The organism is Allolucifera butyrica (assembly GCF_900476375.1).
Lineage (GTDB): Bacteria > Bacillota > Negativicutes > Sporomusales > UPPP01 > Lucifera > Lucifera butyrica.
Genome location: NZ_UPPP01000052.1, coordinates 18945 through 33217 on the forward strand (window position 1 = coordinate 18945; position 14273 = coordinate 33217).

At 50.4% G+C, this 14273-nt stretch carries 11 protein-coding genes and 1 riboswitch; of the genes, 2 read left to right on the top strand and 9 right to left on the bottom strand.

Translation table 11 applies throughout. The annotated features are described in order from the left end of the window. The first annotated feature begins 7 nt into the window (after positions 1-7). Together LUCIF_RS01075 and LUCIF_RS01080 are read left to right on the top strand one after the other, a co-directional pair. Entirely contained in the window at positions 8-736 is a 729-nt protein-coding gene (locus LUCIF_RS01075) for an ABC transporter ATP-binding protein (RefSeq protein WP_279386936.1), read from the top strand. Beyond that, complete coding sequence (locus LUCIF_RS01080; RefSeq protein ID WP_122626029.1) at positions 706-1920, top strand: ABC transporter permease; 1215 nt, start codon at positions 706-708, stop codon at positions 1918-1920. The genes LUCIF_RS01075 and LUCIF_RS01080 overlap by 31 nt, the downstream gene beginning before the upstream one ends. A gap of 464 nt (positions 1921-2384) precedes the next feature. On the opposite strand, the gene LUCIF_RS01085 is transcribed toward LUCIF_RS01080, so the two are convergent. The 9 genes from LUCIF_RS01085 to glgA form a co-directional block, all read right to left on the bottom strand. Next, the gene (locus LUCIF_RS01085) at positions 2385-2945 is read right to left on the bottom strand and encodes a rubredoxin-like domain-containing protein (protein WP_207856792.1); all 561 of its coding nucleotides are present in this window, start codon (positions 2943-2945) and stop codon (positions 2385-2387) included. Positions 2946-2987: 42 nt separating this feature from the next. Next, positions 2988-4718: a thiol reductant ABC exporter subunit CydC gene (gene cydC, locus LUCIF_RS01090; protein ID WP_122626030.1), complete on the bottom strand. Its 1731-nt coding sequence runs from the start codon at positions 4716-4718 to the stop codon at positions 2988-2990. Further along, positions 4715-6457 carry a thiol reductant ABC exporter subunit CydD gene (cydD, locus tag LUCIF_RS01095; RefSeq protein ID WP_207856794.1) on the bottom strand — a complete coding sequence of 581 codons (1743 nt, stop codon included), beginning with the start codon at positions 6455-6457 and terminating at the stop codon, positions 4715-4717. Before cydD ends, cydC begins: the two co-directional genes overlap by 4 nt. A 9-nt stretch (positions 6458-6466) precedes the next feature. Beyond that, positions 6467-7471 (bottom strand): cytochrome d ubiquinol oxidase subunit II, encoded by a 1005-nt coding sequence (gene cydB / locus LUCIF_RS01100; RefSeq protein ID WP_122626031.1) that lies wholly within the window; start codon positions 7469-7471, stop codon positions 6467-6469. Next, positions 7462-8844, bottom strand: coding sequence for a cytochrome ubiquinol oxidase subunit I (locus LUCIF_RS01105; protein ID WP_122626032.1), 1383 nt, complete (start codon positions 8842-8844; stop codon positions 7462-7464). The genes cydB and LUCIF_RS01105 overlap by 10 nt, the downstream gene beginning before the upstream one ends. Beyond that, complete coding sequence (locus LUCIF_RS01110; protein WP_122626033.1) at positions 8826-9284, bottom strand: RrF2 family transcriptional regulator; 459 nt, start codon at positions 9282-9284, stop codon at positions 8826-8828. The genes LUCIF_RS01105 and LUCIF_RS01110 overlap by 19 nt, the downstream gene beginning before the upstream one ends. A gap of 168 nt (positions 9285-9452) precedes the next feature. Beyond that, positions 9453-10043, bottom strand: coding sequence for an ECF transporter S component (locus tag LUCIF_RS01115; RefSeq protein WP_122626034.1), 591 nt, complete (start codon positions 10041-10043; stop codon positions 9453-9455). A gap of 63 nt (positions 10044-10106) precedes the next feature. Beyond that, a riboswitch (FMN riboswitch) is annotated at positions 10107-10240 on the bottom strand. A 66-nt stretch (positions 10241-10306) separates the two neighbouring features. Then, on the bottom strand, positions 10307-12736 hold the full coding sequence (locus LUCIF_RS01120) for a glycogen/starch/alpha-glucan phosphorylase (RefSeq protein ID WP_122626035.1): 2430 nt from the start codon (positions 12734-12736) through the stop codon (positions 10307-10309). Positions 12737-12782: 46 nt separating this feature from the next. Then, entirely contained in the window at positions 12783-14273 is a 1491-nt protein-coding gene (glgA, locus tag LUCIF_RS01125) for a glycogen synthase GlgA (protein ID WP_122626036.1), read from the bottom strand.

The following is a 14273-nucleotide window of genomic DNA, read 5'->3' on the forward strand; positions in this document are numbered from 1 at the left end:
GGAGGAAATAACCATGGCAATTATTGATTTGACCAATATTACGAAAATATATACGATGGGCGACACTACCGTCCATGCCCTGGCCGGTGTGACGTTAGCCATTCATAACGGCGAATTTGCCGCCATCATTGGCCCGTCGGGATCCGGTAAATCAACGCTCATGAATATTCTGGGCTGTCTTGACCAGCCGACGGGAGGTTCCTACCGTTTGGACGGAGCCGAGGTGGCAACTCTGAACGATACCCAGTTGGCTGCTACCCGCAACCAGAAAATCGGCTTTGTCTTTCAAAACTTCAATCTGCTGCCGCGGATGTCTGCTTTACAGAATGTTGCCCTGCCGCTTATCTATGCCGGGGTAAATAAAAAAAGCCGGCTGGAAAAAGCCGCCCGGAATCTGGCCGCAGTCGGCCTTGCCGACCGCAAGGATCACCGTCCCACCGAACTCTCCGGCGGGCAGCGGCAGCGGGTAGCCATTGCCCGTGCCTTAATCAACGCCCCCCCCATTATTATTGCCGATGAACCAACAGGCAACCTCGATACCAAATCGAGTAATGAGATCATGGAAATCTTCTGCCGCTTAAATCAGCAAGGGCGGACGGTCATTATGGTCACGCACGAACCGGATATTGCCGCCTATGCCCGCCGGGTCATCCATGTACGGGACGGCAAAATTACGCAAGATGAAATGAAACAGGAGGTGGACGGATGTTCTGGGAAAGTATCCTCATTGCTTTAGAAGGCTTAAAGGCCAACAAACTCCGTTCCGCTCTCACGATGCTGGGAATTATCATTGGCGTTGGCGCCGTTATCACCATGGTTTCCCTTGGCTTAGGCGTACAGCAAAAAGTACAGAACTCCATTGCCAGTCTCGGCAGCAATCTTATCATCGTCATGCCGGGGGCCTCCAAATCGGTCGGCGGCGTACGCTCTGAGGCGGGAACCAATATTACGCTGACCAATCAGGATGCCGAGGCCATTGCCAAAATTGACGGTGTCCTCTATGTAGCACCGGATGTCAGCAGCTCCTATCAGGTCGTTTATGGTCATCAGAACTGGAACACTAAGGTTGAAGGAACCACCACGGATTTTTTGACAATTCGCAATTATAGTGTTGATATTGGGTCCTTTTTTACGAATAGCGACGACCAGACCCGCTCCCGGGTGGCAGTGATCGGTCAAACCGTAGCAACGAATTTATTTGGCGGCATCAGTCCGCTTGGTCAAACCATCCGCATTGGCACGGCTCCTTTCCGGGTGATCGGGGTGCTGGCCAGCAAAGGACAATCCTCTATGGGCCAGGACCAGGACGACCTGATCCTGGTGCCGCTTCATACCGCGCAAGACCGGCTTCTCGGTCAGACTTACGTAAACAGTATCACCGTCCAGGCGGAAAATGACCAGGTGATTGATAAGGTTCAGCAAAACATTGTCACCTTACTCAGGACGCGCCACCATCTGCCGGCCAAAGCCGACGACGATTTCACCGTACGCAATCTCACCGCCATTATGGAAACAATGAAAGAAACGACCGGCACCTTAACCTTGTTTTTGGGTGGTGTGGCCGCCATTTCGCTGTTAGTTGGCGGTATCGGGATTATGAATATTATGCTGGTCTCTGTAACCGAGCGTACACGGGAAATCGGGGTCAGAAAAGCATTAGGAGCCACTTTCAATAATATTCTTATGCAGTTTTTGATTGAGGCGGTGGTCGTCAGCGTAACCGGCGGCTTAATCGGAATCCTCCTGGGTGTGGCCGGCGCTCATATTATATCCCTTATAGCCGGCTGGAAAACGGTAATCTCTTTCCTGGCTATTCTGGCAGCCTTCGGAGTATCCGTATCAATCGGCTTATTTTTCGGCATTTATCCGGCCCGTAAGGCGGCGTTGCTTGACCCCATCGACGCTCTCAGGTATGAATAGAAAAACCGCTTAGGCGGTTTTTCGGCTCATGGCGCAGGGCTCGGGGCGCAGGAAAGCCATGAAAATTATTTCGGACGAACAATCCAGGCAGAAGGATCGTCTTGTCATAAGCGGAGGTTGTCCCACATTTCGCAACCTGAACTTATAGCGACAATATTTCTCCCCATCCGTAGCCACAAAGTAAATAATGACCTTATATTTCGCTTAAAATTCACTAAGTTTATCTTTTCCTGGGAGAATCATTGTCGAGTGACAGAAGACCGCGAAAAATGGGATTAGTGGCAACGGCGCAGCGTTGATAAGGCGATTCTTCTGCCGTTATCGGCTATCTAAAACTTATATTTTCTATAACTTATAAGAAAGACTGCGTTCTTGGCGCGGTCTTTCGGCTTCTGTAGCAATGCTCAGAAAGAAACAGCGATTGCACCTGATCGAGGTGCAACCGCTGTTTCTTTCCCCCGCTTTCAGCCAGGAAGAAAGGTTTCAAACATAGAGGAACCAACCCGGCCCAGATAGACGGCACAACCGGTGGACGCCAGACTAAGGCCGACGATAATCCAAAGCGTATTCCCCGTAAAACCGTGGGTCAAATACAAAACAAATACGGCGATGGATAAGACCTGAAAGAAAAGGCCCACAATTATTTTTTTGATCAAGAGCGGGGTAGTCACCTTTTTAAATTTTAATTTTCCATCTACGAGTCCCGTCAAAAAACCGGCAAATACAACAAATGGCAATGCTAGAATGGCTAATTTGGTCACAATCAAAAATTCCGAACACCAAGGTTCACTTACCAGCAGAGACATAACCGGCATAACAACGATGAGAATGATAAAGACTTGGGGAAAGTGAACCATAATCGGATGCAGATGCTGGTCCAGAATCAATTTGCGGCGGGGTGAAATTTTCCTGGTATACGGCTCAAACACCGTTTTGGGCAAACCGCAGGCCGGACAAACTTCGCCTAAATGGGCCGCATCCATTATATACCCGCAGGCCTTGCAACGAATATACGTCTTCACCATAACGACCTCCTTAGTTCAGCATATTATCATTTTTAGTTTTCCTTATAAAGACCAGTTACAACGGTCTTGCTGTAACTTCCACATCTCATAAAATAATCCCTGCCTGGACAACAGCTCCCTCATATTGCCCTGTTCCACCAGTTTTCCTCGCGAAAGGACCAAAATTTTATCCATGCCGGCAAGGCCGGTAAGTTGGTGGGTAACTAAAAGTGTCGTCCGGCCGGCCATTAATTTGTCAATCCCGGCCATGACCTCTCTGGCGGTTAACGGGTCCAGACCGGCTGTGGGTTCGTCCAGGAACAAAAGAGGCGCATCCTTTAAGAGCGCCCGGGCAATGGCAATGCGCTGGCGTTCACCGCCCGACAAAGCTCTTCCATTTAAACCGGTTAAAGTATCATATCCGGCTGGCAGCCGTTCGATCAGCTCCGTCAATGCCGCATCCTCGGCCGCCTGCTCCAGTTCGTTCCATCCGGCTTCGGGGCGGGCTAAAAGAATATTGTCCCTGATGGTTGTATTAAATATATGAGTATGCTGAGTAACCACTGCTATGTGCCGGCGGATTTCCCCGGGGTCGCAGTCTTTCAGTTCAAAATTCCCCAGCCGCAGCGATCCGGACTGGTACGGCCAAAAACCCAGCAGCAGGGACACCATCGTACTCTTGCCGGCACCGCTCGGACCAACAAGGGCTACCCTTTCCCCCGGAGCTAAAGTAAAAGACAGATTTTCTAACGTCCAAATCCGGCTATCCCTATAAGAAAAACACAAAGAACGAGCCTCTACCGGCACCGGATAACGGGGTTTCAACCCAGGCTTGCGGCTAGCTGCGGGTGCCGTCCAGGCCTGCACCGCTTCCAGACGCCGGGCCGCCGTCCGGCTTTCCGCCAGGGAATATAGGGCATTGCCCAGCGGCAGTACGGCTTCAAAGCTGCTCTGAACGACCAGTAAAATGACGGCTAAATCAATGCCGCTTATTTTTTTTGCATACACCAGGGGAACGGCAAGGAATAAAATAGCCCATAAAGTATAAGATGTAATAACTTGACTCCCCGCATCAGCCAATCCGGTAAGCCGGACTTTTTTCTTTTGCAGGCGCGCCAGATTACCGCCGGCGGCGGCAATCTGTTCCTGCTGCCGGCCGGCGGCATCATAGGCCGTCAGTTCCGTAATTCCCCGTATTGTATCCACCAGCAGACAATGAAACCGGCCCCGGGCCCTGTCCCGCCGGCTAACTGTACTTCCCGCCAAATAACGGATCAGGACCGGCCAGCAGATACCAGCCGCAACAAAGCCCACTATCAGGGCATAGACCATAGGGGATGAAAACAGGGCCAGAAACAGGGCGGCGGCAATCAGGACAAGGGCGGCAACGCTATAAGGATTAAGCACTCTAAGATAGACATACTTTAATTCTTCCACGGCACTAACCAGCCCGTAAAGCATTTCCCCGCTTTTTCCCCGGCCGGCAGCGGGAATTTGCGGTTCCACGGCGGCATACAGGAAAACCCGGATACGGCTAAGCAGCCGGAAGGTGGCATCATGGGAAATATAGCGCTCCGCATAACGAAAAACGGCCCGGGACAAGCCGAAAAACCGCACCCCCACAATGGCTACCGATAACGCTTCCATCGAAGGATGCAGCGCCGCCGCGGCAATGATATAAGCTGCCGTTCCCATCAGTCCGGCACCAGAAAATACCGTAAAAAAAGCGAGTAGAATACCGGCGGCCATCGTTTTCCAGGCAGGCAGCACCCAGGAAAATAGTTTCCGGCTCATAGTTCATCCTCCCCCCGGTAAGCCCCCACCATGCGGCTGTACAATCCCTTTTGCCGCACCAGTTGAGCATGGCTCCCCCATTCAGCTACCCGGCCTTCATTCAGCACAATAATCCGGTCGGAGCGGAATACCGTGCTTAGCCGGTGAGCAATCACCAGCACCGTTCTTCCTGCCATCAGACGTTTCATGGCCTGCTCTACGGCTGCTTCATTAGCCGGATCCAGTCCGGTTGTCGCCTCGTCAAAAATCAGCAAGGGGGCATCCTGCAAAAAGGCCCGTGCTATGGCAAGGCGCTGCGTCTCTCCGCCGCTTAACGGGCGGTTGCCTTCACCGACCAGCGTATCATAACCCTCCGGCAGTTGCCGGATAAATTCATGGGCACCCGCCAGCCGGGCCGCCGCCGCCACTTTTTCTAAGGATGCGCCGGGACGTCCCAAAGCAATATTGTCACGGACCGAAGCGGCAAATAAATAAGGCTGCTGCGGCACAAATGCCAAATGGCGCCGCCAACTGGCCATATCCAGATTTCGCAGATCCATTCCGTTCACAACAACCTTACCACTGCCGGCGGCAATGAATCCCAGCAGCAGCCCGGCGACAGTACTTTTACCGGCACCGCTGGGACCAACCAGCGCCGTTATTTTGCCCTGCTCAATAACAAATGAAACTCCGTCCAGAGCGGGGCTCCGGCCGCCAGGATAGGTAAAAGACACTTGCTGCAACTCGATCTCGATATCCGAAAAAGCAACGGACCTGCCGCCGGCTGCCGGTCCGGTTATTTGCGGCAGCCGGTTTAGCAGGGCATAAATGGCATCGCCGGCTGCCTTGGCATTCATACCGGCATGAAAATGGCTTCCCAGCTGGCGGAGGGGCAAATAAAACTCAGGCGCCAGCAATAGCACGAAAAAGGCTTGATAAAAAGACAGGTGACCATACAAAAGCCGGATTCCGACGGCAACAGCCACCAGGGCCGTACTGATCGTTGCAAATAGTTCCAGTACCAGGGAGGACAAAAAGGCAATCTTCAATACGTCCAGGGTGGCATCCCGGAATTCGGCGCTCATTCGGGCGATTACTGTAATTTGTTCCTTACTGCGGCCAAATAGCTTAAGCGTTGTCAGACCCTGCATGACATCCAGAAAATGAGCGGACAACCGGGCCAGCGCCTGCCACTGACGGCTGTTCTTCTCATCGGCCAGACGGCCGATGAGAATCATAAAAAGGGGAATCAGGGGCGCCGTAGCCAGCAAAATCAGGCTGGAAACCACATCCAGCGGAAAAATAAACCCGGCAATCAGCACCGGCACAAGGGCGGCAGCGATTAGCTGCGGTAAATAGCGGGCAAAATAGGGTTCCAGATTTTCGACGCCCTCGGTCAGCAGATTGACTGTTTGTCCGGCTTCTTCCCCGGCCAGATACGGCGGCCCCAGAGCCAGCAGGTGCGCAACCAGACGGTTTCTAATTTTCTCTTCCAGGGATATGGCGAGCGTTTGGGCTATAAACTCGCCAAGCCAGAGGAATAATCCTCTGGCCAGCGTGATGATAAACAGCAGCGTCAACCACTGTCTTACCCCGTATAAATCCATGCCCGCAAGAAATACGGCGTCTATAATCCGGGCCAAAAAATGCGCCTGCAGTACGATTAAAAAACCGCTCCCCAGACTTAAGACTGCCAGTAACAGCAAAAGCGGCCGCCTGCTTAACGCTTCCCTGACCAGATTTTTATTCAGCATAGCCATGAAAAAACCTCAATATTCCAGTTGTTTGGCACTAACCCGCTTCCGGAATATCCAATAGGTCCAGCCCTGATAAATGAGCACTACCGGCACCAGTGTCAGGGCGGCCATCGTCATAATCTTAAGCGTATAAGGCGTGGAAGAAGCGTTATATACCGTCAAATTCCAGGCCGGATTCAGACTGGACACCATCAGATTGGGAAATAAACCGGCAAAAAACGCTGCCGTGGTTAAAAGAATCGTAAAGCCACTAAAAGCAAAGCCCCAGCCAAATTTTTGTTTCCAGGTCAGAAGATAAGATAAAACAAAGGTAACGACGGCTCCCAGTAAGGCCGAACCGCCTAAAGCACTGTCAAACAGTCTGGTATTTGTATAAGTCAGACCTACCATAGACAGGCAGAAAATAGCGGCCAAAACCCCGGCCTTCAGGGCCGCACTGCGGGCTCGCTCAATCAGTTCGCCTTCCACTTTCAATGTTAAAAACAAAGCCCCATGAAAAATAAAAACGAAGAGAAAGGTCAGTCCCCCGCTCAAAGTATAGGGGCTTAGCAAATCAAAAAAACCACCCGTATAATGCTTCCCGGCATCAATGGGTACGCCCTGGATCAAATTCGTAACGGCGACGCCCCATAGCAACGCCGGAATCAGACTGCCGGCAAACAGCGTCCAGTCCCAGGACCGGCGCCATCCCGGCCCGGTGTCTTTGCTGCGGAATTCCATGGCTACGCCGCGCAAAATCAGGGCCATAAGAATTAAAAACAGAGCCATGTAAAACCCGCTGAACAACGTGGCATACACATGAGGAAAGGCGGCAAACAGGGCACCTCCGGCCGTAATCATCCATACTTCATTCCCGTCCCATACAGGACCGATGGAATTGATGATCATCCGCCGTTCCAGATCATTTTTACCCAGAAAGGGCAGTAAAATACCTACACCGTAGTCAAATCCTTCCAGGAAAAAGAATCCCGTAAATAATACGGCCACCAGGATAAACCACAACACATTCAGCTCCATAATGTCGCCTCCTTAGCCGGTTTGGCCGGTACCGGACCCGGTCCGGCAGCTACGGTTTGCACGTGCTTTTTCATTAAATAAACGGCAACCACGGCCAGAATCCCGTAAATCAGGGTAAATCCCGTCAAAGACGTCCAGATATTCAGAGCGGATACATTCGGCGACGCCGCTTGCGACACCTTTTGCAAACCGAAAACAATCCACGGCTGTCGACCGGCCTCAGCCATAAACCAGCCGCAGGAGTTGGCGATGTACGGCACCGGCAGACTATAGAGGGCGGCTTTCAGAATCCAGCGGTGCTGCTCCAGCTTTTTCCTGGCCAGCAAATAGGCCGAAAGCGCGCAAAGCACTACCATCCACATACCGGCCAGAACCATCAGCCGGAAACTCCAAAATACGGGTGTTACCGGTGGAACATAATTGCCCGGACCGTACTTGGCCGTATACTCCGACTCTAAATCCTTAATGCCCATAACTTTTCCATGTAAAGAATCATGCGCCAGCAGGCTGAGCAGACCGGGAATCTCAAGTTCCGCCGTATTTTGCTGGTGTTTCTCGTCAATCACCGCCGCTACGGCGAAAGGCGCCGGATCGGCTGTATTCCATAATGCTTCGGCCGCAGCAATCTTCATCGGCTGCGCTTTAATAATAAACTGGGTTTGCAAATGACCACTGAGCGTGCTTAGCAAAACAGCAATCAACGCACAGCTGACACCGATACGGAAAGAAGAACGGAACAGTTCCGCCTGGCTGTGCCGCAGCAAATAATATGCGCTGACCGCCATGATAAAGATTCCCGCCGTAACCAGACCGGACAAAACCGTATGCGGAAACTGGAACATTACGTATTTATTGGTAATTAGGGCTAAAAAGCTGGTCATTTCCGCCCGGCCGTTGTGCAGCGTATATCCCACCGGCGACTGCATAAAGGAATTGGCCACTAAAATCCAGAAGGCGGATAGATTGCTGGCAAAGGCAACAATCCATATGCAAGCGGCGTGAAGCTTCCCGGGAAGCTTATCCCAGCCAAAAACCCATAAGCCAAGAAAGGTGGATTCCAGAAAAAAGGCGGTAAGAGCTTCCAGGGCCAGGGGCGCGCCAAAAATGTCACCCATGAACCGCGAATACTCCGACCAGTTCATACCGAAGTGAAATTCCTGCACGATTCCGGTTACCACCCCCATAGCGAAGTTAATCAAAAAAAGGTGGCCCCAAAATTTGGTCATTTCTTTATATTTTTCGTTGCCTGTCCGCACATACAGTGTTTCCATTACCGCCACCAGGACCGATAAACCCAGCGTAAGCGGCACGAACAAAAAGTGATACACTGAAGTAATTCCGAACTGCCAACGGGCTAACAACACTTCACCCATGCTTTTTCTTTCCCTCCTGCCTTTGTATTTTCACTTTCCCCGGCCAGAGTTGCAAAATGAATCTTGCTTAGAGAAGCCGTAAACTCTTCTTGGATCTTTCCCAGCGCCTGGTGCACAGGACACTCCGGCACACAACCCCGGCTGCATGCGCTTTTCTCCGCCAGACAGCGGTGGATTGCAATCTCGCCTTCCATCGCTTGAATTACATCGAGCAGGGAAATTTCTTGGGCCGGTCTGGCCAAACTAAATCCCCCTTCCACTCCCCGCCAGGATTGAAGTAAACCGGCCTGAACCAGCGGACGGGTGACCTTTTGCAAAAAACCCTGAGGAATGCATTGCTCTTCCGCCAGTCTCTGACCACTTATCACTTCTCCGGCCGGTTGGGCCGCTAAAAATAATATAACCCGGAAAGCATAGTCCGTTGCCTGGTTTAGCTGCATTCATACGCCTCCTTCCTTTAATTTATACCAAACCGGTATAGTATTAATTTCATTATAGTCATCCATTCTAAACTTTGTCAATCCATTTTTCGGCTCTTGGCGCAGAGCGCCTTTCGTAAGTAAATCCTGCGCTATAAAATAAATGCAAAAAAGTGCCGCATCCGCCTCTTAGCGGCAGCTTTCCCGCAGCGCAGGCAATACCTTATTATAGAGCATCAGTACAAACAGGGAGAGTACGACTCCTTTGAGGATGTTGAACGGCACAATGGCCATAACAATAAAACTTTTCAGGTCCACAATTCGCGGATTCGCAGCCGTACCCAAAGCGACCATCCGGTCCGGAGGAAAGTGGAGAACAGTCTGATAGAGCGGTATAAGCGCATAATAGTCGAGTACGGCTGCCGCCAGCATCATCGAAACAGTGCCGGCAACCAGCCCCAGAACAGCGCCGGAACGGCATAACCGGTGGCGGTATACATAGGCCGCCGGCAAAACAAAGGCTGCGCCAACCAAAAAATTAGCCACTTCGCCGATCATCATCGTCTGGGAATTAAACGCATGAATCAGATTTTTTATTAGTTCAATCGCCACACCAGCCCACGGACTAAGCAGAAATGCCCCCACTACGGCGGGCAGATCGCTGATATCCAACTTTAAAAATACAGGCATCAACGGCACGGGAACTTCAAAAAACATGAGCAGCGCAGCGATGGCGGCAAGAATACTTACTTTTGCCAAATAATGAATTTGAGAACCCATGGAAAATTCCTCCCTAAAAACACAAAATCCCGAATTGCTTCGGGATGAGACTAAACAAATCAAATTTATCTTCTCACATCCAGACTGTCACTGTCGGCTTTGGAATCTCACCAAATCTGCCTTACGGCTCGTGGGCTTACAGCTTACTCAGGCTATTTACCACCGGCGGGGAATTACACCCCATCCCGAAGATATACATTTTCTGTTACTAATTTAATTTTATTGTAGTAGAAAGACGCTTTTAACGCAAGTTAAATTTTTATTTACTTGACCACAACGGGTTTGACGTTCCAAATACCGATGGCATACTCCATAATGGTCTTATCACTGGAAAACTGACCCGAATGGGCAATATTGGCGGCCGCCATCCGGCCCCATGCCTCCTCATTCTGGTAGAGCTTGCTCACCCGGTTTTGGGCTTCCACATAGGAGGCAAAATCCTGCAGCACGAAAAATTCATCGTTGCTGTGCAGCAGCGTATCGTAAAAAGTCCGGAATTCCTCCTTGGCCACGGGAAAGAAAAGATTAACAAGCTGATCCATAATGACCTGGATGCGCTCGTCACTGTTATATACATCCCAGGCGTTGTACCCGCCGTGAGCATAATAACTCAGCACTTGCTCCGCCGTGAGACCAAAAGAAATGAAATTCTCCGCTCCCACCGCATTCCGGATTTCAATGTTGGCGCCGTCCAGCGTGCCCAAAGTTATGGCTCCGTTCATCATGAACTTCATATTGCCCGTACCCGATGCTTCTTTGCTGGCTGTGGAAATCTGTTCGCTGATATCGGCAGCCGGAATAATCATTTCAGCCAGGGAAACACCGTAGTTTTCCATAAATACGACTTTAAGCTTATCACCAATACTCTGATCCTGATTTACCATTTCCGCCAGCGTGTTAATCAGCTTGATTGTCCGCTTGGCCATAAAATAGCCCGGCGCCGATTTGCCGCCAAAGATAAACGTCCGGGGCATTACATCCAGATCCGGATTGACGCGCAGCCGGTTATACAGGTCCATGATATGAAACACGTTCAGCAGTTGCCGTTTATAGGCATGAATCCGTTTCACATGCACATCAAATATAGAAGCAGGATTGATGGTTATATCATATTTACGCTTGATATACTGCGCCAGCCGGTTCTTATTCGCCAGTTTCACCTTACGGACATTGTCCCGCCATGCCGCGTCCCCGGCATAATGTTCCAGACGCACCAGATCACCGGGGAACGTAATCCAGCTGGCGCCAATGGTATCGGTAATCAGTTTGGCCAGGAGGGGATTGGCTTTCAATAGCCAGCGCCGGTGAGTAATCCCATTGGTTTTATTACTGAATTTGTGCGGTGATAGTTCATAGAAATTGCGCATAACTTGCTTCTTTAGAATTTCTGTATGAATATGCGCTACTCCGTTGACATGGTCGCTGCCGACAATAGCCAGGTGTGCCATATGTACGTAGCCATTGGCAACAATAGCCATTCTGGCGATACGGTCCCAGTCTCCGGGATACTTATCCCATAATTCCCGGCAAAATCGCTCGTTAATTTCGTGGACAATCATATAAATGCGGGGCAGGAGCTCCTTAAACATCTCAACCGGCCATTTTTCCAGCGCTTCCGGTAAAACAGTATGGTTGGTATAGGAAATCGTATTGGAAGTGATCCGCCACGCCTCGTCCCAGCCCAGCCCCTCATCATCCATAAGAATGCGCATAAGTTCCGGCACGGCCAGCGCCGGATGCGTATCGTTGATATGAATGGCAATTTTATCTTCAAAATCATACACCGAACCGTTTTTGCGCTTATAACGGCGGACAATGCTTTGAATGCCGGCGGAAACAAAGAAATACTGCTGTTTCAGGCGCAGTTTTTGTCCTTCCTGATAGCTGTCGTCAGGATACAGGATTTCCGAAATGGCCTCAACAGAATATTTATATTCAATGGCCTTTAAATATTCGCCGCGGTTGAAAGAAGAGAAATCAAAGTCCTGCGGGGCCGCCTCAGCGCTCCACAAGCGCAGCGTATTTACCGTTTTATTTTGATAGCCGACTACAGGCATATCATAGGGAACAGCCCGTATGGCTTCATACCCCTCATGGATAAACAGCCGTACACCCTCTGCAACCGCTTCCCTGACATAACCGCCAAACCGTACTTCCACCGACTTTTCCGGCTTTCTGTATTCCCAGACGTTGCCGTCCTGCAGCCAGTTATCAGGCAGCTCCACTTGATATCCATTAACAATTTTCTGTTCAAACAGACCATACTTATAGCGAATGCCGCAGCCATGCCCCGGCAGATTGAGCGAGGCCATGGAATCCAGAAAACAGGCCGCCAGCCTGCCCAGGCCGCCGTTACCCAGTCCGGCATCGGGCTCCTTTTCCTCCAGCCGCGCCAAATCAATATCAAGTTCCTGCAGTGCATCCCGCACCACATGATTCTGGTCGATATTCAGCAGATTGGAATGTAACAGCCGGCCCAGTAAAAATTCAATGGAGAAATAATAAATCTGCTTTTCCCCGCGCTCGAGATAGGTATTATTGGTGGCGGCCCAGTTTTTACTGATGTATTCCCGCACCAGATTGCTTAAAGCAATATATTTATCCGAATCGGAAGCCCCTTCTAAAGTAACCCCCCGCAAAGTTTGCAGCTTCTCCAAAAAGGCCTGTTTAAATCGTTCCTTGCTTTGAAACATCGAACCCTCCAAAATTCATATATTTTCGCTATGAATCACCGGTAAATTATTCTACTTCTTTCGCCAAAATCTCCGCGGAATCCTGCTCAGTTAATAATAAATCTTTTTTAACTGTCAGTTGTTCATAAAGGTCCCGGTACTGCATGACCGATTGCCGCCAGCTATAATCGCTGAGCATGGCATTTTTCATGATGTTGTGCCACAATTTTTTGTCGGCATAAAGGCCTACAGCCCGCTGAACAGTATACAGAAGCTCATGGGCATTATAATTGGCAAAACGAAACCCGGTTCCTTCCCCGGTAATTTCATTGTACGGCTGAACGGTGTCCTTCAGCCCGCCCGTTTCCCGCACCACGGGCAGGCTGCCATACCGCATGGCTATGATCTGCCCGATGCCGCAAGGTTCAAACTTAGACGGCATGAGGAACAAATCGGAAGCGGCATAGATTTGATGCGCCAATGTATTATCAAACTTAAGATTGGCTGATACTTTATCAGGATACTTGGATTGGGCCCAGGAAAATAAATGATGATACCGTTCTTCCCCTGTACCCAGCACAACCAGTTGCAAGTCCATTGACAGAATTTCTTCCAGCACCCGCTCAATCAAGTCAAGCCCTTTTGCACTGACCAGGCGGGAAACCATGGCCAGCATTGGTACATCCCGGCGTACGGGCAAACCAAGAAATTCCTGCAGTTTTAGCTTGTTTTCCTGCCGCTTGCGTGTCGCCCGCCAACTATAGGGGCTGGCAATCAAGGGGTCGGTGGCCGGGTCATATTCATTATAGTCGATCCCGTTTACAATCCCATAAAGACTGTTATTACGGGCCCGTAAGAGTCCATCCAGGTTTTCTCCGAAATAGGGCCGCTGAATTTCTTCGGCATAGGTCTTGCTGACAGTCGTTACGATATCGGAATAAATGATGCCGCCCTTCATAAAGTTAACATTGCCGTTGAACTCCAGTTTATCATTAGTAAAATAGTCCATTCCCAGTCCCAAAATGTCCTCCAGCACCACGGCGGGAAAAATGCCCTGATAAGCGAGATTATGAATGGTAAAAACCGTCTTTATATTTTGATAGAAGGGAATATGCTGATAATGGGTATTCAGAAAGACGCTCACCATTCCGGCATGCCAATCATGGGCATGAATGATATCGGGACGGAAGTCCAACTTCGGCAAGGCTTCCAATACAGCCCGCGTAAAATAGGCGTACCGTTCCGCTTCATCATAAAAACCGTAGATTCCGGGGCGCTTGAAGTAGTATTCGTTATCAACGAAATAAAAGGTTACACCGTCATGCACCAGTTCCTGCACCGCACAAAACTGCTTGCGCCAGCCTACATAAACATCAAAATCCCGGATAAAAATCATTTGCTCCCGAAACCGGGCAGGGATATCGGCATACTTCGGCAGGATGACCCGTACATCTACGCCCTGCCGTTTCAGCTCTTTTGGCAAAGAACCCGCCACATCTCCCAGTCCGCCCGTTTTAATAAAGGGTACCGCCTCAGCGGCTACAAATAAAATTTTCAT